Source organism: Enterobacter cloacae complex sp. CDL013, from assembly GCF_049238805.1.
Taxonomy (GTDB): domain Bacteria; phylum Pseudomonadota; class Gammaproteobacteria; order Enterobacterales; family Enterobacteriaceae; genus Enterobacter; species Enterobacter hormaechei_C.
The window spans coordinates 1-18,386 of sequence record NZ_JBMKGT010000001.1; the positions used below are offsets into that span (position 1 = coordinate 1).

The 18,386-nt window shown below is 52.7% G+C and carries 16 protein-coding genes, 1 tRNA gene, 2 rRNA genes and 1 pseudogene; 4 read left to right on the forward strand and 16 right to left on the reverse strand.

Annotation, left to right across the window (positions count from 1 at the left end):
• From rrf (ACOTXD_RS00005) to rrf (ACOTXD_RS00015), 3 genes are all read left to right on the forward strand, one after another.
• A 5S ribosomal RNA gene (gene rrf, locus ACOTXD_RS00005) occupies positions 1 to 99 on the forward strand; the annotation flags it as partial.
• A gap of 14 nt (positions 100 to 113) precedes the next feature.
• Positions 114 to 189 (forward strand) — tRNA-Thr (locus tag ACOTXD_RS00010).
• A gap of 43 nt (positions 190 to 232) precedes the next feature.
• A 5S ribosomal RNA gene (rrf, locus tag ACOTXD_RS00015) occupies positions 233 to 348 on the forward strand.
• A 340-nt stretch (positions 349 to 688) separates the two neighbouring features.
• Here the strand turns inward: rrf (ACOTXD_RS00015) and ACOTXD_RS00020 are convergent.
• The 3 genes from ACOTXD_RS00020 to ACOTXD_RS00030 all read right to left on the reverse strand — a co-directional run bounded on the left by ACOTXD_RS00020 (position 689) and on the right by ACOTXD_RS00030 (position 5,423).
• Positions 689 to 910: a lipoprotein gene (locus ACOTXD_RS00020; RefSeq protein ID WP_003860364.1), complete on the reverse strand. Its 222-nt coding sequence runs from the start codon at positions 908 to 910 to the stop codon at positions 689 to 691.
• A 248-nt stretch (positions 911 to 1,158) separates the two neighbouring features.
• Positions 1,159 to 4,272: an efflux RND transporter permease subunit gene (locus ACOTXD_RS00025; RefSeq protein ID WP_421766352.1), complete on the reverse strand. Its 3,114-nt coding sequence runs from the start codon at positions 4,270 to 4,272 to the stop codon at positions 1,159 to 1,161.
• An 11-nt stretch (positions 4,273 to 4,283) separates the two neighbouring features.
• Positions 4,284 to 5,423, reverse strand: coding sequence for an efflux RND transporter periplasmic adaptor subunit (locus ACOTXD_RS00030; RefSeq protein WP_061856717.1), 1,140 nt, complete (start codon positions 5,421 to 5,423; stop codon positions 4,284 to 4,286).
• Between the two features lie 398 nt (positions 5,424 to 5,821).
• Here ACOTXD_RS00030 and envR point away from each other — a divergent pair, with 398 nt between their 5' ends.
• Positions 5,822 to 6,469 (forward strand): acrEF/envCD operon transcriptional regulator, encoded by a 648-nt coding sequence (gene envR, locus ACOTXD_RS00035; protein WP_023314924.1) that lies wholly within the window; start codon positions 5,822 to 5,824, stop codon positions 6,467 to 6,469.
• Here envR and ACOTXD_RS00040 read toward each other — a convergent pair.
• From ACOTXD_RS00040 to msrP, 13 genes and pseudogenes are all read right to left on the reverse strand, one after another.
• Positions 6,464 to 8,538 (reverse strand): annotated as a pseudogene (locus tag ACOTXD_RS00040) (putative bifunctional diguanylate cyclase/phosphodiesterase). The gene envR and the pseudogene ACOTXD_RS00040 sit on opposite strands and share 6 nt — an antisense overlap.
• Before the next feature lie 140 nt (positions 8,539 to 8,678).
• Complete coding sequence (locus tag ACOTXD_RS00045) at positions 8,679 to 8,843, reverse strand: DUF2556 family protein (RefSeq protein ID WP_003860373.1); 165 nt, start codon at positions 8,841 to 8,843, stop codon at positions 8,679 to 8,681.
• A 178-nt stretch (positions 8,844 to 9,021) separates the two neighbouring features.
• The gene (fis, locus tag ACOTXD_RS00050) at positions 9,022 to 9,318 is read right to left on the reverse strand and encodes a DNA-binding transcriptional regulator Fis (RefSeq protein ID WP_000462905.1); all 297 of its coding nucleotides are present in this window, start codon (positions 9,316 to 9,318) and stop codon (positions 9,022 to 9,024) included.
• A gap of 23 nt (positions 9,319 to 9,341) precedes the next feature.
• Positions 9,342 to 10,307 (reverse strand): tRNA dihydrouridine synthase DusB, encoded by a 966-nt coding sequence (dusB, locus tag ACOTXD_RS00055; protein ID WP_022651936.1) that lies wholly within the window; start codon positions 10,305 to 10,307, stop codon positions 9,342 to 9,344.
• Positions 10,308 to 10,636: 329 nt separating this feature from the next.
• Positions 10,637 to 11,377: a carbonic anhydrase gene (locus ACOTXD_RS00060; protein ID WP_061856718.1), complete on the reverse strand. Its 741-nt coding sequence runs from the start codon at positions 11,375 to 11,377 to the stop codon at positions 10,637 to 10,639.
• A 137-nt stretch (positions 11,378 to 11,514) separates the two neighbouring features.
• On the reverse strand, positions 11,515 to 12,396 hold the full coding sequence (gene prmA, locus ACOTXD_RS00065; protein WP_047054297.1) for a 50S ribosomal protein L11 methyltransferase: 882 nt from the start codon (positions 12,394 to 12,396) through the stop codon (positions 11,515 to 11,517).
• An 11-nt stretch (positions 12,397 to 12,407) separates the two neighbouring features.
• A complete protein-coding gene (panF, locus tag ACOTXD_RS00070) occupies positions 12,408 to 13,859 on the reverse strand; it encodes a sodium/pantothenate symporter (RefSeq protein ID WP_023323805.1) in 1,452 nt (483 codons plus the stop codon).
• Complete coding sequence (locus ACOTXD_RS00075) at positions 13,849 to 14,091, reverse strand: YhdT family protein (RefSeq protein WP_003860385.1); 243 nt, start codon at positions 14,089 to 14,091, stop codon at positions 13,849 to 13,851. The genes panF and ACOTXD_RS00075 overlap by 11 nt, the downstream gene beginning before the upstream one ends.
• Before the next feature lie 108 nt (positions 14,092 to 14,199).
• Entirely contained in the window at positions 14,200 to 15,549 is a 1,350-nt protein-coding gene (accC, locus tag ACOTXD_RS00080; protein WP_003860388.1) for an acetyl-CoA carboxylase biotin carboxylase subunit, read from the reverse strand.
• Between the two features lie 10 nt (positions 15,550 to 15,559).
• Positions 15,560 to 16,024, reverse strand: coding sequence for an acetyl-CoA carboxylase biotin carboxyl carrier protein (gene accB / locus ACOTXD_RS00085; protein WP_003860389.1), 465 nt, complete (start codon positions 16,022 to 16,024; stop codon positions 15,560 to 15,562).
• A 21-nt stretch (positions 16,025 to 16,045) separates the two neighbouring features.
• The gene (aroQ, locus tag ACOTXD_RS00090; protein WP_003860391.1) at positions 16,046 to 16,498 is read right to left on the reverse strand and encodes a type II 3-dehydroquinate dehydratase; all 453 of its coding nucleotides are present in this window, start codon (positions 16,496 to 16,498) and stop codon (positions 16,046 to 16,048) included.
• A 234-nt stretch (positions 16,499 to 16,732) separates the two neighbouring features.
• Positions 16,733 to 17,332 (reverse strand): protein-methionine-sulfoxide reductase heme-binding subunit MsrQ, encoded by a 600-nt coding sequence (gene msrQ / locus ACOTXD_RS00095; protein ID WP_003860393.1) that lies wholly within the window; start codon positions 17,330 to 17,332, stop codon positions 16,733 to 16,735.
• Positions 17,333 to 18,334 carry a protein-methionine-sulfoxide reductase catalytic subunit MsrP gene (msrP, locus tag ACOTXD_RS00100; RefSeq protein WP_003860395.1) on the reverse strand — a complete coding sequence of 334 codons (1,002 nt, stop codon included), beginning with the start codon at positions 18,332 to 18,334 and terminating at the stop codon, positions 17,333 to 17,335. It abuts the gene before it with no gap.
• Between the last annotated feature and the right edge of the window lie 52 nt (positions 18,335 to 18,386).

Consider the following 18,386-nt stretch of genomic DNA (forward strand, 5'->3'; position numbering starts at 1 on the left):
GGTGGTCCCACCTGACCCCATGCCGAACTCAGAAGTGAAACGCCGTAGCGCCGATGGTAGTGTGGGGTCTCCCCATGTGAGAGTAGGGAACTGCCAGGCATCAAATTTAGCGTGCTGATATGGCTCAGTTGGTAGAGCGCACCCTTGGTAAGGGTGAGGTCCCCAGTTCGACTCTGGGTATCAGCACCACTTTATACTTAGGTTAAAGTTCGGCAAGAAGTAAAAGAATTTGTCTGGCGGCTTTAGCGCGGTGGTCCCACCTGACCCCATGCCGAACTCAGAAGTGAAACGCCGTAGCGCCGATGGTAGTGTGGGGTCTCCCCATGTGAGAGTAGGGAACTGCCAGACATCAAACAAGTAGAAAGGCCATCCGAAAGGATAGCCTTTTTGCGTTATATCTCTAGCTAAACCAATTCCCTCATTCGATGTTCTCACTGGTGCCGTTAATACCCTACGGACGTAGCGCTTTACCGTACTGAAACTGTAGTTGTGAAATGCATTCTGCTGGCTCGCAGTAGTGTTAAATGAATTAAATGTTATGCCAAATGCTGTACAGGTAAGGGATATAGCGAGGAGTAAGGTAGCGTATTGAATTTAATTAATATCTGATGTTATTTGCGATGGGGAATATACGTTTCTTATATCAGGCAAAAATAAAAGCGCGGCCATCGCCGCGCTTTTAGAAGCCTTATTTAGTGAGGGCGACAATACCGAGTGTCAGGCCAGCGATTGCCGCGGCGCCACCAGCAATCGCACCTGCTGTTTCCCAGTTATCCTGGGTAGTGCCCTTCATACAGGTATTGGTGTGAACCAGTCGCCCCTGATCGTCGTATACCGGTACACATGGGGAATCGTGCGCGCAACCAGCAAGCAGCGCAGCGAGAAGTGCAACGGAAAGGAATCTTTTCATGATGTTACCTCAATATGATCGCCTATTCGCTAAAGAGCCGATGCGGCAATTAACGAATCGATGATTATTTTACCACCGCACTAATACCATGCAGCACGTGGAATAATCTCAATTTGTGTGGATTGTAAAAATTATGAAGAAAAAAGCGCGGGCAGTAATTATTAATGGAGGAAATGTGAAGAGGGGATGTGTTTTTACATTGTTTTCAGGAAATAAAAAAGGCACCTGAGGTGCCTTTATGATTTTCATTAATCCTTGTGCTTTGTAAATCGTCTCCGGACAACCACAAAGAAAACAGGAACAAAGAATATGGCCAACAGGGTGGCTGAGAGCATCCCGCCCATCACGCCCGTCCCGACCGCATTTTGTGCACCACTACCTGCACCGCTGCTGATGACCAGAGGCATAACACCAAGGATGAATGCCAGGGAAGTCATCAGGATAGGACGCAGACGCATACGCGAGGCTTCAAGCGTGGCTTCGATAATCCCTTTGCCTTCTTTATCCATGAGATCTTTGGCGAACTCAACGATCAGTATGGCGTTCTTGGCTGATAAACCAATTGTTGTAAGCAGACCAACCTGGAAGTAAACGTCATTGTTCAGCCCTCGCATTGATGCAGCCAGAAGCGCACCGATCACCCCCAGAGGCACAACCAGCATGACCGAGAATGGAATTGACCAGCTTTCATAGAGAGCCGCCAGACACAGGAACACCACAATAAGTGAAATGGCGTACAGCGCCGGAGCCTGATTCCCGGAAAGTCGTTCCTGATAAGACATCCCCGTCCAGTCGTAGCCGATGCCGGACGGCAGTTTTGACGCAAGGTTTTCCATCAGCGCCATTGCCTCACCGGTACTTTTGCCTGGTGCAGACTCACCGAGGATCTCCATTGATGGCATCCCATTGTAACGTTCCAGACGCGGTGAACCGTACACCCAGTGAGAGCTGCTAAAGGCAGAGAAAGGCACCATTTCGCCGTTAGCGCTACGCACATACAGGCCGTTAATGTCTCCGGGTAGCATACGGAAGCGAGCATCAGCCTGGACATAAACTTTTTTCACCCGTCCGTGATCGATAAAGTCGTTCACATAGGTGCCACCCAGGGCTGTTGAAATAGTCTGATTGACGTCAGACACGCTCACACCCAGCGCCTGTGCCTTCTCCTGATCGACGTCCAGCTTGAACTGTGGCGTATCTTCCAGTCCGTTAGGACGCACGCGGACCAGTAAGTCAGGATGTTCTCTCACCATGCCCAGCAGCTGGTTACGCGCCTGCGTTAACTGCGTATGTCCCAGGTTTGCCTGGTCTATCAGTTCAAAGTCAAAGCCTGTTGCGGTACCCAGTTCAATAATGGCAGGCAGGTTAAACGGAAATACAAGGCCGTCTTTGATCTGGCTGAACGCTTTCGTCGCGCGGCTGACAATCGCCTCAACGCCGTTTTCCTTGCCCGGACGCTCTTCCCATGGCTTCAGGCTGACGAAAGCGATACCGGAGTTCTGACCCTGTCCGCTAAAACTAAACCCGTTTACGGTAAAGACCGATTCAACGTTCGCTTTCTCTTTCGTCAGGTAATAATCCTGAACCTGATCGAGTACCTGCTGGGTACGCATCTGCGTCGCCCCTGCCGGCAACTGAACCATCGTCATAAACACACCCTGATCCTCTTCCGGCAGGAAGGAGGAAGGCAGGCGCAGGAACATAACTGCCATGCCGCCGACGATGATGACGTAAACCAGCAGATAGCGGCCGGTCTTACGTAAAATGCCGCTCACGCTGTTGCTGTAGTGCTCCACACTCTTATCAAAGAGCGCGTTAAACCAGCCGAAGAAACCACCTTTCTTTTCATGATGTTCGCTGGAAACCGGTTTGAGCAGCGTTGCACAAAGAGCAGGCGTTAATATCAACGCCACCAGTACCGACAAGGCCATCGCGGAGACAATGGTCAGCGAGAACTGGCGATAGATAGCCCCGGTTGAACCACCAAAGAATGCCATCGGAATAAATACCGCCGAAAGCACCATGGCAATGCCCACCAGAGCGCCCTGGATTTGCTCCATTGACTTCTGCGTCGCCTCTTTTGGCGGCAGCTTGTCCTCAACCATGACGCGTTCTACGTTCTCGACTACCACGATGGCGTCATCGACGAGAAGACCTATCGCCAATACCATCCCGAACATCGTCAGGGTGTTAATGGAGAACCCGAACGCAGCCAGTACCGCAAAGGTGCCCAGTAACACCACGGGAACGGCGATAGTGGGAATAAGCGTTGCCCGCAGGTTTTGCAGGAACAGGTACATCACCAGGAACACGAGAACAATCGCTTCAAACAGCGTCTTCACCACTTCATGGATGGAGATCTTCACGAAAGGTGTGGTGTCGTACGGATACACGACTTTCAGACCCTGAGGGAAGAAGGGCTGCAACTGCGCCAGTTTACTCTTGATGGCGGCAGCGGTATCCAGCGCGTTTGCGCCAGTCGCCAGCTTGATCCCCAGCCCCGTTGCTGCTTGGCCATTGATTTTGGTGACCATGTTGTAGTTTTCGCCACCCAGCTCAATGCGTGCCACATCTTTCAGGTGGACCATTGAACCGCCCTGGTTCACCTTCAGCGTCACACGACCAAACTCCTCCGGCGATTTCAAGCGTGTTTGAGCAATAATTGAGGCGTTCAGTTGCTGCCCTGGTACGGACGGCGTTCCTCCCAACTGGCCCGCAGCAATCTGGTCGTTCTGTGTTTTCAGCTGGTTAATGATATCCAGCGGCGTGAGCTGATATTTGTTCATCGCGTTGCTGTCCAGCCAGATGCGCATTGCATACTGGGCACCGAACAGTTGCACGTCACCGACGCCGGAAGTACGGCTGATCGCATCTTTTACGTTAGAAGCGACATAGTCGGAGATATCATCCTGCGTGAGATTTTTATTGTCCGACACAAAGCCTGCAACCAGCAGGAAGCTGCTGCTGGATTTCTCCACGCCAATCCCCTGCTGCTGCACTTCTTGCGGCAGCAGCGGCATGGCGAGCTGGAGTTTGTTCTGAACCTGCACCTGCGCGATATCAGGATCCGTACCCGACTCGAACGTCAGCGTAATGGTGACGTTACCGGCGGAATCACTGGTGGACGACATGTACATCAAATTATCGATACCGTTCATGTTCTGTTCGATAACCTGAGTTACGGTGTCCTGTACCGTCTGGGCATCAGCGCCAGGGTAGGTTGCTGTCACCGCCACCGCTGGCGGCGCAATGGTCGGATATTGCGCCACCGGCAGTTTTAAAATGGCCAGCCCGCCTGCAATCATCAGAATGATGGCGAGTACCCAGGCGAAAACAGGCCGTTGAATAAAGAAATTAGCCATGTCGTTATTCCTTAACTGGCTGGAGTCGCGGCGGTATCAGGAATAGCCACGACGGTAACGCCAGGGCGAACTTTTTGCAGGCCGCTGATAATGACGCGGTCGCCGTTTTTCAGGCCTTCCGTGATCAGCCAGCGATCGCCAATCGCCTGCGGTGCAACGACAGTGCGCGATTCCACCTGGTTTTTATCGTTTACCACAAGCACAGTGGCATCCCCGCGCGGTGTACGGGTTACCCCCTGCTGGGGAACAAGAATGGCATCAGGTTGTGTACCTTCGTCAATGCGTGCACGGACAAACATACCCGGTAACAGCATGTGCTGAGGGTTAGGGAAGAGGGCGCGAAGGGTGATTGAGCCGGTACTTTCATCTACCGTGACATCAGAGAACTGGAGAGTCCCTTTCAGCGGATAAGGCTGGCCATTTTCCATCAGCAACTCGACGCTGCTGGTGTCTCCTTTTTGCAGGCTCGTCTGCTGCTTCAGGCGCATAAAATCGCTGCTGGATTGCGTCACATCGACATAAATGGGATCGAGTTGCTGAACCGTCGCCAGTGCAGTTGCCTGACCATTAGTGACTAACGCCCCTTCGGTGACGCTGGATTTACCTATACGCCCGTTGATTGGGGATGTGACTTTGGTATAAGCCAGGTTGATCCGCGCGCTTTCAACGCCAGCCTTCGCGGCAACGACGCTCGCATCCGCCTGCTGGGCGGTTGCCACCGCCTGATCGTACTCCTGCTTGCTCACATATTGCGTACCGACCAGCGGAACGTAACGTTTCACCGTCAGATGAGCGATATTGGCCGCCGCCTGTGCTTTTACCAGTTCACCTTTCGCATTGTCGTAGGCTGCCTGATACGTGGCCGGATCGATCTGATAAAGGGATTCACCCGCTTTGACGTCGCTGCCTTCGGTAAAATTACGGTGCAGAATGATACCACTTACCTGGGGACGAACCTCCGCAACACGATACGCGTCAGTTCTGCCAGGCAATTCTGTCTTTACGGCCAGTGGCGCGCTTTTAACAATATGAACACTGACCTGAGGAGCTTGCGCATGCTGCTGTGGGTTTTCTTGCCCATCGCACCCGGTAAGCAGCGCGGCACAGACAATGAAACCGGATAAGGGTAAGCATCTGAAGTGATTCGTCATTACTGTTCCTTAAACTACCCCTGAACCGATATTTGTCATGAATCGGTGAAAGGGTGTGAGGCAAAAAAAGAAATGTAGCTGCGTATAATAATGAGGGTATTTAATGTTTTTTAATTTATAAGTGCTGATGGAGCTTTTAAAAAGTAAAAATCGGAATCTGACCCAGTGCATTCGACACTCTATTTCTGTCAGGATAATCAACGAAATGCTTTTTGGTGAAAGCTATACATATGTTTTATGTATTTAATATATTCAATTTATTCACGAGGTTTATAAATTAAACGAATTGACTTTTTTTGTGCAAAACTAACACGGATTTTGGTTAATACTTTGTCTGACACGACCACGGCAATATCCTTTGATAACGAATCAATCTTGTAAGTAACGAGTAGCAGGTAATGGCGCGCAAAAAGAAAGAAGAGGCTCAAAAGACCCGCCAGCAGCTGATTGAAGCCGCTATCAGGCTATTCGCGACGCGTGGCGTGGCCAGCACCACGCTTACCGACATTGCCGATGCAGCTCAACTCACTCGCGGGGCGGTTTACTGGCATTTCTCGAGTAAAGCGGAAATATTTAACGCAATATGGGAACAGCAATTGCCGCTGCGTGAAATCATTCGTGACAGGCTAATGCTTTCCGAAAATGACGACCCTTTGTTAATGCTTCGTGAACAATTTATTGTTGCGCTGCAATATATTGCGAGCGAACCCCGACAGTATGCGCTTTTACAAATTCTGTATCATAAGTGTGAATTTCATGACGATGTGATTTCAGAATGTGAAATACGCAAGCGGATCGGTTTAAACGATGATTATCTTCGCAAGACGCTTAAGCGATGCATTGCTCATAACATTATCTCTTCGCAAACTAATATTGAACTGGCGCTGATTGTTTTCCATGCGTTTTTTAGCGGAGTCATTAAAAACTGGTTAATGGATAACACCAGTTTTAATCTGTACAAACAAGCGCCGGCGCTGGTGGATAATATTCTGGCGACACTAAATATCACCCGAGTGGCGCCAGTGGTTTACGATACAGCCTTATGACTGCGCCCGGGGTGGCGACATCTCCCCGTGCTGGCACTGTTCCATAATAGCTTGCGCGGTAATTGGTTTGCCCAGCAGATAACCCTGTAGCGTATTGCATCCCAGTTCTGTCAGGAAGGTCTGCTGCGCTGCGGTTTCGACCCCTTCCGCCACGACCTTCAGATTCAGCGTTTTTGCCAGGGCGACAATCGCCGAGACAATTGTCGCATCTTCGCTCTCTCCACTTAACTCTTTCACAAAAGCGCGATCGATTTTCAACTCGCAGGCGGGAAGCCTCTTAAGATAGAGAAGGCTTGAGTAACCTGTACCAAAATCGTCTATTGAGGCTTTTACTCCCGCATCCGTCAGCGCTGTCAGGACGCGTACGCTTTCGTCCGGATTGCTCATTGCCGTGGTTTCAGTCACCTCCAGAATCAACATGCCGGGCGGCACGCTATGGCGCGTCAGACAATCGAGAACCGTTTTAACCAGCGACGGCTGTTCGAACTGCAACGTAGAAAGATTCACCGCCATTGACCAGTCCGTATGGCCCTGAAGATGCCATTCACGCAGCTGGCGGCAGGCCTCGTCGATTACCCAGTTTCCAATCGGAATAATCAGCCCTGTTTTCTCTGCCAGCGGTAGAAACAGGTCGGGGGAGAGTAATCCCTGTTTGGGATGCTGCCAGCGTAACAGCGCTTCGAACCCGATGACCGGCCCGGCAGGGGCGTGGAATTTAGGTTGATAAAGCAGGCGTAACTCATCACGGTCGATGGCCTGCCACAGATTATTCATCAGCTGTAGATGCGTCTGCGCCAGCGTATTCATTGACGGCTGGAAGAAGTGATAGCCGTTGCGACCCATATGTTTCGTGTGGTACATCGCAGCATCAGCGTTAAACATTAGTTCACGATCGGTTTTGCCATCGTGTGGATAGAGCGCAATGCCAATGCTCAGGGTGACCATCAGTTCGTAAGGATCGAGATGGAACGGGCTATCAATGACGCGCACCAGTGAATTTGCCAGTGAGGCAGCATCATCCGGGGTGGCGGTTTCGGCCAGCAGCACGAATTCATCCCCACCGATACGCGCCAGCGTGTACTGACCTTTCAACTGCAACAGCAAACGCTGAGTCACCGCTACCAGAAGCTTGTCACCGACATCATGACCATAGGCATCGTTGACGGTTTTAAAGCCGTCGAGATCCATAAACATCAGCGCGAAAGGGCTTCCTTCGCGATCGGCCTTGCTGATGGCCTGATCGAGGCGATCCTCAAGCAGAATACGATTGGGTAATCGCGTCAGCGTATCATGCAACGCCAGTCACGATTAGCTTCTGCCAGTGATGAGGCCAGCAGCGAGGTACGAGCCTGAAGGCGGGCATCAAACATCGACACCAGCAGCGTAATCCCCAGAATAGCGAGCGCGACCACGCTAACCAATATCGCCAGCCAGCTCCCGTTAATGCCATGATGGTGGACCATCGTCGACATCGGAAATTGTGCTGCTTCCATGCCAGCGTAATGCATGCCAGCGATAGCGATGCCCATGGTGATCGCCGCCCCCAGCCGCATCAACGCCATTCGTGCGGCTTCCTGACGTAAACGGAACGTCAGCCAAAGAGCGGCCAGTGAAGCGGCAAGGGCTATGACCACAGAGATAGCCACCCACGTTTTATCCCAGACAATACCCGGTGTGACCTCCAGGGCAGCCATACCGGTGTAGTGCATGGCAACAATGCCCGTTCCCATCACGACGGCGCCAGGCAGCAGCCGGCGCAAACGTAGCTGCTCGCCGCTAACGAGCCACAGGGCAAACATTGACGAGCTAATGGCGATAACCATCGAAAGCACGGTCAGGGCCGCGTTGTAACTCATGCTCATGGAAAGATCCATCGCCAGCATACCGATGAAATGCATCGCCCACACGCCAATCCCCATCGAAACACCGCCACCTGCCAGCCAGACGCGTGCAGCGACGCCCTGGCTTCCGGCAACGCGCGCAGCCATATTCAGTGCGGTATAGGCGGCAAGAATGGCAACAACAAAGGAGATGACTACGAGGATTTGGTTGTATTGGCTAACCAGCATGGTCTGTTCACTCGTGTGAGACGTTAAGCAAGAGCGGTTGGAAAGGGGACAGACATTATCATCGTCAGGAAATGACGAAAAGTGATTTAAGTCCCTGTTTTTATTGGGTGTTAACAGGGTTTTATACAGGATGGAAGCGGTTAGTCCAGCTCTGAGCAGTTGACCAGTTTAAGCGGGTTCACGGAATTCATATTGCGACATTTATCGGTTTCAGTGCTCATCAGTTCAATCCACTGCATCAGCAGCGCATCGAAAATGAAAACAGAGACAGCAAAAACGACCAGCCACCAGTATTTACGAATCATGTGTCATTCCGCGAAAAGAGAGCCTGTAAGTTGGTGGAAATATACACGAAAAGCGGGCGTTGAAAAGTGGGGAAAGGGAAGGTTTACAAAGCGTTGACGGTTGCTCGCCCGAACGATAAAAAAGGCGCTTCCCCATGCCGAAGAGCGCCTTTTTAAACAAGCACTTAACTGATTAGTATCAGTTCATGCCGTATTTTTTCAGTTTCTTACGCAGGGTACCACGGTTGATGCCCATCATCAGGGCAGCGCGGGTTTGATTACCACGGGTGTATTGCATCACCATGTCCAACAGTGGCTGTTCAACTTCAGCCAGTACCAGCTCATACAGGTCATTAACATCCTGACCGTTCAGTTGAGCAAAATAGTTCTTCAGTGCCTGTTTAACCGAGTCACGCAGGGGCTTTTGAGTCACCTGATCCTGAGAGTTAACGGTAGAAACGGTCAGTACGTCAGAATTTACGCGTTGTTCGAACATAGTTCTGTCAGCTCTTTATTTCATTACGCAAGATTTTCGAAGTATGCCTCCAACGCCTCCAGCTGTTCGCTGGCATCCTCAATGGCGTTGAATGTGCGCCGAAACTGGTCATTTGGAGCGTGCTCCTGGAGATACCAGGAGACGTGTTTACGCGCAATTCGGTACCCTTTTGCCTGGCCATAGTGGTCATGCAATTCCCGAACATGCGAACAAAGCAAGCGCTTGACCTCTGCCAGAGGCAGCGGGGCAAGCAGCTCCCCAGTGTCCAGATAATGCTGGATTTCCCGAAAGATCCAGGGTCTTCCCTGAGCGGCACGTCCTATCATCAGAGCATCAGCTCCCGTATAGTCGAGCACAGCTCTGGCTTTAAGCGGGTCAGTAATGTCGCCATTCGCGATAACCGGAATGGAAACTTTCTGCTTAACTGCCCGAATGCTGTCGTATTCAGCTTCACCGTTGAACAAACAGGCGCGAGTGCGTCCATGAATGGTCAGGGCCTGAATGCCACAGTCTTCGGCCAGTTGGGCAATCTCTACGCAGTTACGGTGTTCCGGCGACCAACCCGTGCGAATCTTCAACGTAACAGGAACGTCCACTGCGCTGACAACCGCCGTCAGGATTGACTTCACCTGGTCGGGGTATTGCAGAAGGGCTGAACCTGCAAGCTTGCGATTCACCTTTTTGGCCGGGCAACCCATATTGATATCAATAATCTGGGCGCCACTTTCCACGTTAATACGCGCGGCATCTGCCATTTCTTCAGGCACGCTTCCGGCAATTTGCACGGTGCGGATACCTGGTTCATCCACGTGCACCATCCGAAGGCGGGACTTGTCGCTTTCCCAAACCTGCGGGTTAGACGACATCATCTCGGAAACGGTTAATCCTGCTCCCATCTCGTAGCACAGCGTCCTGAACGGCCGGTCGGTAATACCTGCCATTGGGGCTGCGATCAGGCGATTTCTGAGCTGGTGGTGTCCGATGCGCATGAGTTAAGAAATGACCATACTGTGACTGCAAGGCGGCGTATATTACGCATTTTTTGCACGAGATGAAAGGCCAAACTTTGAACAATCCTCTGTTGTAGATCAAGGAATCGCCAGTCATTCTTTTGGGATAAGATTATTCGCTATTTAAATCATTGTGTTATGAATAAATGAACATTTTGTGGGCGCTTACAATTTCCCGTAACTTCTCATCATTTCTGAATAAATGGATCAATTGTTCGGGATAATCTGCTGCTATAAGCAGCAGATTATGGCGCTTCTTTGCGATCTGCGTCGCATTTCAGCACAGGATATCAACGTAAAAAATCGACTTATTCAACAACCAGACGGCCATGAAGCGGCTGAACCGGGCGGCTGTTTTCGTGGTGCAGAGTGTGAGTAAATTTTTGCAGCTGTTCAGCAGAGACGGTCAGCGGATGCTTGAGGACCAGCCACGTTACCCCTTCTGAACACGGTGGGGTGGTCAGAGAGCCGCTAAAACGCCAGTAAGTTTTATCCGCGGGCAGTAATTTATTCATATCAAGGGTTGGCTTAATCGTGACGTTCTGGTCAACCTGTCCCGGCATCACGCCCCAGAGTTTATCCAGTTCAGTGTTTGCAGCGCCCTGATCGAACATAACGGCAACGACCGTCAGTTCGCCGTCAGCGTTTTTATGGACCAGATGCATTTCCATTGCGTATTTTTTACCGTGCACCGTGTTTTCGGATGGTGCATGGAAATGTAACTGCTGTAACGTCCAGCGCTGTTTATCAAGCGTGATGCTGTCGCGTGTATCGGCATTTTCACTCGCCTGGATAGTATGGCCGTTATTTGTCAGAATGACCGGGCCGTCGATATAGTGCGTTTCCAGCGGAGAGATGTGGGCTTTGACCGTGTTATCTATGTTGACCGGCGACTGATACATTCCGCTTTTACACGTCTTGTACGCCTCGTCCAGTTCGCCCCAGTGTTCCGGTGCGCCTTCTCCTTGATAGCTCCAGTGTGATGCGTAAGCCGTAGCCGAAATCATGCTCAGCGCCAGCAGCGCTGCCTTGCCTGAAATGTGTTTCATCATATTCTTCCTGTGAATTTTATTATCCAAATCAATAATTAACATTGTGATTTGTGGGGTTATTTTATCGAAGAAAGGAAGAAGGCGGGAGAAAAAACCGAAGGGAAAAGGCGTGGTCAGACGACCACGCCAAACGCTTATTTTTTACGACCGGTGATGCGACACCACTCTTCTTTCTCGACCACCGGGTCGAGCGCAAAGAGATCGGCGTAGGCTTCACAGACGCTGTCTGCCTGGCTGGCAAGGATACCGGACAGGCCCAGCAGACCGCCTTCAACCGGCAGCACGCTGATTAACGGCGCCAGCTCGCGTAATGGGCCAGCCAGGATATTCGCGACCACCACATCGGCTTTCATCGCCTCTGGCTGTGCATCGGGCAGATACAGTTCAAGGCGATCGGAAACGCCATTACGCTCGGCGTTATCACGGCTGGCCTGAATCGCCTGCGGATCGATGTCGATCCCGATGGCTTTTGCCGCGCCCAGTTTTAGTGCTGCGATAGCAAGGATCCCGGATCCGCAACCGAAGTCGATCACGGTTTTGCCTTCCAGATCCAGGCCATCCAGCCATTGCAGGCACAGGGAGGTTGTCGGGTGGGTACCGGTGCCGAACGCCAGACCCGGATCCAGCATCACGTTGACGGCGTTTTCATCGGGCACTTCACGCCAGCTTGGGCAGATCCACAGACGCTGACCAAACTGCATCGGATGGAAGTTGTCCATCCACTCGCGTTCCCAGTCTTTGTCTTCCAGCTGTTCAATTTTATGCGTGAAACCCGCGCCCAGCAGCGGATGGTTTTCCAGAATCGCCACGACCTCTTTCATATCGGTTTCTGCATCGAACAGGCCGATAACGTCCGTATCACCCCACAGGCGCGTTTCGCCTGGCAGCGGCTCAAAGACCGGCGTGTCATGCGTGTCCTGGAAGGTGATAGAGACCGAACCGGCCTCCATCAGCGCATCACTCAGTTCTTCGGCGTTCGCGCCGGTTGTGTTCAGTTTTAATTGGATCCACGGCATGGCAAAACTCTTTATTTGTCAGTAGAAATCAGGGCAGTTTGTGGCACCGGTCGACCAAAACGGTTTCCCACCACAAACGCCAGTAAACTTAACAGTAACGAAGGCACGATCGGATGGAAGCCCAGATACTGAATTTTAAACGTGGCGAGAACGGCATACAGGACGCCCCCGACAATCATGCCGCTTAATGCACCCGCGGCATTCGCGCGTTCCCAGTACAGCCCCAGCACCAGCGGCCACAGGAAAACGGCCTCCAGCCCGCCAAAGGCGAGCAGGTTTAGCCAGATGATCATCTCCGGTGGACGCCACGCGGCCAGCAACAGTAACGCCCCCAGCACCAGGGTAATCACCGCCGACATACGCTTGAGGCGTCGCTCATTTTCGACCTGTTCAGGGCGCAAATTCAGATAGAGATCTTTAATGATCGTAGCGGAACTTTGCAGCAACTGAGCGTTGATGGTCGACATAATGGCCGCCATGGGTGCGGCGAGGAAAATCCCGGCGGCAAACGGCGGAAGCACTTTCACCATCAGGGTCGGAATGACCAGATCCGGTACGGTAAGGTCAGGGATCACCGCGCGGCCCAGCGCGCCCGCCAGGTGCATACCAAACATCAGGATCGCCACCACAATTGTCCCGATAATGATCCCGCGGTGCACCGCTTTGCTGTCTTTATATGAGATGCAGCGCACGGCAGTATGCGGCAGGCCAATCACGCCAAAGCACACCAGCACCCAGAACGAGGTCATAAAGGTTGGAGAGAGGATATCATCCGCCCCCTGCGGCGAGACCAGTTTCGGATCGATCGCTTCCAGGGTTTCAACCGCATGGCTCAGGCCCCCTGCGGCATGCACGATACCCACCAGCAGAACGAGGGTGCCAATGAGCATCACCATCCCCTGCATCGTGTCGTTGAGTACGCTGGCGCGGAACCCGCCAAACGCGGTATACAGCGCGATACTCACACCGAAAATGACCAGGCCCGTCTCATAGGGGATACCGGCTGCCGTCTCCAGCAGACGTGCGCCGCCGATAAACTGCACCGTCATTGCGCCAATAAACGCCACCAGCAGACTCAGGCTTGCCAGCCATACCAGCAAGCGACTCTGATAGCGAGCAAACAGCATATCGTTCAGCGTTACGGCATTGTAGCGACGGGCCAGAATGGCAAACTTTTTACCCAGTATGCCCAGAGAGAGCCAAATGGCAGGCAGCTGGATCATGGCCAGCAGTACCCAGCCCAGCCCGTACTTATAAGCGGCGCCCGGGCCACCGATAAACGAGCTGGCGCTGATGTAAGTAGCGGTCAGCGTCATGGCCAGCACGACGCCACCCATTGAGCGGCTCCCGAGGAAATACTCGTTCAGAAAGGTGCCGGTCGAACGTTTACGCATCGCATAAACCGACAGGCCAAACACCAGGAACAGGTAAGCGATAAGGGGCAGAATGACTTCAAGCTGCATCATCGTCCTCCAGTGAAATATCGCGATAGATGAATTTCACCATCGCCCAGCACAGCAGGATAAACACCAGCGGCAGCAGCAGGCAGGCCATTTCAAACCAGTGCGGGAGGCCGGTAATGCCAATCGCCGAATCAGGTAAGTAAGCAGTTACTAACCATGCGGCGAGATAGAGAAGGGTCAGCCACAGCGCCCAGCGCGCTTCTTTATGGGCCTGAACAAAACGTTTGTCCATTTTTTGTCCCTTGTGGATGAAGAAAGCGGGGATTGTACATGATGGGGCTTAGCGATCCCCAGAAATAAAAAAGGCCGGATAATCCGGCCTTTTAGCAACACTGATCTCTTACTTCTCGTTCAGACCGAGTTTTTTCTCCAGGTAGTGGATGTTAGTCCCACCATTCTGGAAGTGCTCGTCGCTCATAATGCGCATCTGGAGATCAACGTTAGTTTTGATCCCGTCGATGATCAGCTCCTGAAGGGCGTTCTTCATGCGGGCAATGGCCACGTCACGGTTTTCGCCGTAGCAGATCAGCTTACCGATCATTGAGTCATAGTACGGCGGTACGGTGTAACCGGCGTAGATATGGGACTCCCAGCGCACACCAAAGCCACCCGGCGCGTGGAAACGCGTGATTTTACCCGGGCTTGGCAGGAAGGTGTTCGGGTCTTCGGCGTTGATACGGCACTCTACCGCATGGCCTTTAACCACAACTTCTTCCTGTTTGATGGACAGCGGCTGACCGGCTGCGATACGCAGCTGTTCTTTGATCAGGTCAACGCCGGTGATCATTTCGGTAACCGGGTGTTCAACCTGAATACGGGTGTTCATCTCAATGAAGTAGAACTCGCCGTTTTCGAACAGGAACTCAAAGGTACCCGCCCCGCGATAGCCGATATCGACACACGCTTTGGCGCAACGCTCACCGATGTAGCGACGCAGTTCCGGCGTAATGCCCGGCGCTGGCGCTTCTTCGACGACTTTCTGGTGACGACGCTGCATGGAGCAGTCACGTTCTGCCAGATAGATCGCGTTACCCTGACCGTCAGCCAGCACCTGAATTTCGATGTGGCGTGGGTTTTCCAGGTATTTTTCCATGTACACCATGTCATTGCTGAAAGCCGCTTTCGCTTCCGCTTTGGTCATGGAGATGGACTGCGCCAGTTCAGCATCGCTGCGTACAACGCGCATACCGCGACCGCCGCCGCCGCCGGACGCTTTGATGATCACCGGATAGCCAATGCGTTTAGCATGGGCGCGGTTAGCATCCATATCGTCGGTCAGCGGGCCGTCAGAGCCCGGTACGGTTGGCACGCCGGCTTTTTTCATCGCGGTGATGGCAGACACTTTGTCACCCATCAGGCGAATGGTATCGGCTTTCGGGCCAATGAAGATAAAGCCAGAGCGTTCAACCTGCTCAGCAAAGTTGGCGTTCTCAGAGAGGAAACCATAACCCGGGTGAATCGCGACCGCGCCAGTGATTTCGGCGGCGCTGATGATCGCCGGGATGTTCAGATAGCTTTTTACGGACGGAGCCGGACCGATACAGACCGTCTCATCCGCCAGCAATACGTGTTTTAAATCGCGATCCGCGCTTGAGTGCACGGCCACGGTCTTGATGCCCAGTTCTTTACAGGCACGAAGAATACGCAGTGCAATCTCGCCACGGTTGGCGATAACAATTTTATCCAGCATGTTCGCCTCGTTACTCGATGACGACCAGCGGCTCGTCAAATTCTACCGGCTGACCACTTTCGACCAGGATCGCTTTCACAGTACCTGATTTGTCTGCTTCGATCTGGTTCATCATTTTCATGGCTTCAACGATGCACAGGGTATCGCCTACGTTGACTTTCTGACCCACTTCGATGAACGCCTTCGCGTCCGGGCTCGGTGTGCGGTAGAAAGTACCAACCATTGGGGAACGTACGATGTGACCACTGATTTCTGTTGCAGCCGCAGGTGCCGCTTCTGCTGCCGCTGGCGCAACGGCTGCTGAGAGCGCAGGCTGCTGCACTGGCGCAGCATAAGCTTGCTGCATTACCGGGAAGCTAGCGGCTGGGGCTGCACGGCTGATGCGTACAGACTCTTCGCCTTCAGAAATTTCCAGTTCGGAGATGCCTGATTCTTCAACCAGCTCGATCAGTTTTTTAATCTTACGAATATCCATGAGTGGGTTCCGTACTCTTGTTTAGTGTGATTGTGACAAGCGTTTTACCGCTGTCTGTAAAGCGTATGAATAGCCGTCTGCACCCAGCCCACAAATCACGCCAGCGGCGATATCTGACAGGTAGGAGTGGTGGCGGAACGGCTCTCGGGCGTGCACGTTACTCAGGTGGATCTCGATAAACGGGATACTCACCGCGAGCAGTGCGTCGCGTATAGCAACACTGGTGTGCGTAAACGCGGCCGGATTGATCAGGATATAGTCCACAGTGTCTTTAGCCTGATGAATACGGTCGATGATTGCGTACTCCGCGTTAGACTGAAAATGGTCCAAATCCACATTCAGCGACGCTGCTTCCGTACTCAGACGGTTAACAATTTCGCTCAATGTTAGCGTGCCGTACTTCTCTGGCTCACGGGTGCCGAGCATGTTCAGGTTCGGTCCGTTTAAAACTAAAATTTGGAATTTATCAGCCATTATGCCGCTATCTCCTGCGATTTTCGGGTAAAAAACAACATATACCCTCAAAGCGCAATTGTCACCCTTTCAGAGGCCTAAAACCCCTGTCCGGAAAACCGAAGTCGCACATTATAACGATTTCGTAGCATTTGGCAGCTAAATACTGGTCTTATCAGGGAAGATTATCAACCGCTATCCGAAAAAGATTCGCGGTTGATAAATAATCTGCGGGAAAACGCACAGTTTCGTGAACTATCGCAACCACTGGCGGAACTTCTTGTAACGCCACGCTAAAAGGGCCAGGGCCAGCAGGGCGTAGATGACCGGCTGAGGGGATAATATCTTCACCGACCACAGGTAATGAATAGGGGCGAGGATCGCGACAAGATAGACGAAGTTATGCAGTAGTTGCCAGCGTCGACCCAGTTTTCGCTGCGCATACTGCGTGGATGTCAGCGTTAGCGCCAGTAAAACCAGCCAGCTTACGATACCCAGCGTCAGATAGGGACGCGTCACCAGTTCGCTGCCAAGGAGTGCCAGGTTGTTAATGCCCAGTTCCAGCAGGGCGTAGCTGGTGAGATGCAGCGTTGCCCAGGCGAAACACCATAGCCCTAAAAGCCGACGGGTGCGTATCAATAATGGCTGTTTAGCGTAGCGCGCCAGCGGTGAGACGAGCAAGGTCGCCAGCAAAAATTTCAGAGCCATCCGACCCGTAAAATGCTGAATATCTTTCGCCGGATCGGCACTGAACTGTCCCTGGCTGGCTGCCCAGAAGAGCCAGATAAAGGGGAGCAATCCGGCTAAATGCAGGAGTACCTTCAGCCAGGTTATCTGCTTTGCCGTTAAACGCACTTAGAAGTTCTCCCGTAAGTTCAGACCACGGTAGAGGGATGCCACCTCATCCGCATAGCCGTTAAACAGCAGCGTTGGCTGGCGTTTAACATCCAGCGCGCCGCCGGAACCGATAAAACGTTCTGTTGCCTGCGACCAGCGCGGATGGTCAACGTGCGGGTTAACGTTGGCAAAAAAACCATACTCGTCAGGCGCTGCCAGGTTCCAGGTGGTGGGGGGGCGTTCACGGGTGAGCTTAATGCTGACGATCGATTTGATGCCCTTGAAACCGTATTTCCACGGTACGGTCAGGCGAATGGGCGCCCCGTTTTGCGGCGGCAGCGCTTTGCCATAAACCCCGACGGTGAGCAGCGTAAGCGGATGCATGGCCTCGTCGAGACGTAAACCTTCAACGTAGGGATACTCCAGCCCGCCGCCGATAAACCGATCCTTCTGGCCTGGCATCTCGTCCGGGGCATAGCGCGTCTGGAAAGAAACATACTTCGCGTTGCTGGTGGGCTCAACCAGCGCCAGCAGTTTATGCAAAGGGAAACCTACCCACGGCACCACCATCGACCAGGCTTCCACACAGCGCATACGGTAAATGCGTTCTTCAAGGGGGAAGCGGGTGGTGAGGTCATGATGATCCAGCGTCAGCGGTTTTGCCACCTCGCCATCTATCTTCAGCGTCCAGGGATCGGTTTTCATGCTCCCGGCGTTGGCGGCAGGATCGGCCTTATCAAGACCAAACTCATAGAAGTTGTTATAGCCGGTGACTTTATCTTCCGGCGTCAGCGTCAGTTTATTCTGCCACTGTGCCGGTTTGGTGAAGTCAAGCGGTGCGCCGGAGGGGGCTTTCGGGCGATCGTTGCCCTTAAACCAGTCGAGCAGATCGGCATGGGCCGCAGGGGTGAGCGTCAGGGCAGTGGCGCTGATGCCAAGCATTTTCAGGATCTGGCGGCGCTGTAGCATAAAGACAGATTCAGACGTTACGTCGGCTTCCGTCAGTTTTCGGGTTTTCATGGCATCCTCCGTCAGGCGTTTTTCTAAGCATGACGGAGGAGGAGGGTTAGCG

Coding starts and splice junctions, on each gene's coding strand:
- ACOTXD_RS00020 (WP_003860364.1), bottom strand. CDS start 910: ATGAAAAGATTCCTTTCCGTTGCACTTCTCGCTGCGCTGCTTGCTGGT.
- ACOTXD_RS00025 (WP_421766352.1), bottom strand. CDS start 4,272: ATGGCTAATTTCTTTATTCAACGGCCTGTTTTCGCCTGGGTACTCGCC.
- ACOTXD_RS00030 (WP_061856717.1), bottom strand. CDS start 5,423: ATGACGAATCACTTCAGATGCTTACCCTTATCCGGTTTCATTGTCTGT.
- envR (WP_023314924.1), top strand. CDS start 5,822: ATGGCGCGCAAAAAGAAAGAAGAGGCTCAAAAGACCCGCCAGCAGCTG.
- ACOTXD_RS00045 (WP_003860373.1), bottom strand. CDS start 8,843: ATGATTCGTAAATACTGGTGGCTGGTCGTTTTTGCTGTCTCTGTTTTC.
- fis (WP_000462905.1), bottom strand. CDS start 9,318: ATGTTCGAACAACGCGTAAATTCTGACGTACTGACCGTTTCTACCGTT.
- dusB (WP_022651936.1), bottom strand. CDS start 10,307: ATGCGCATCGGACACCACCAGCTCAGAAATCGCCTGATCGCAGCCCCA.
- ACOTXD_RS00060 (WP_061856718.1), bottom strand. CDS start 11,377: ATGAAACACATTTCAGGCAAGGCAGCGCTGCTGGCGCTGAGCATGATT.
- prmA (WP_047054297.1), bottom strand. CDS start 12,396: ATGCCGTGGATCCAATTAAAACTGAACACAACCGGCGCGAACGCCGAA.
- panF (WP_023323805.1), bottom strand. CDS start 13,859: ATGCAGCTTGAAGTCATTCTGCCCCTTATCGCTTACCTGTTCCTGGTG.
- ACOTXD_RS00075 (WP_003860385.1), bottom strand. CDS start 14,091: ATGGACAAACGTTTTGTTCAGGCCCATAAAGAAGCGCGCTGGGCGCTG.
- accC (WP_003860388.1), bottom strand. CDS start 15,549: ATGCTGGATAAAATTGTTATCGCCAACCGTGGCGAGATTGCACTGCGT.
- accB (WP_003860389.1), bottom strand. CDS start 16,024: ATGGATATTCGTAAGATTAAAAAACTGATCGAGCTGGTTGAAGAATCA.
- aroQ (WP_003860391.1), bottom strand. CDS start 16,498: ATGGCTGATAAATTCCAAATTTTAGTTTTAAACGGACCGAACCTGAAC.
- msrP (WP_003860395.1), bottom strand. CDS start 18,334: ATGAAAACCCGAAAACTGACGGAAGCCGACGTAACGTCTGAATCTGTC.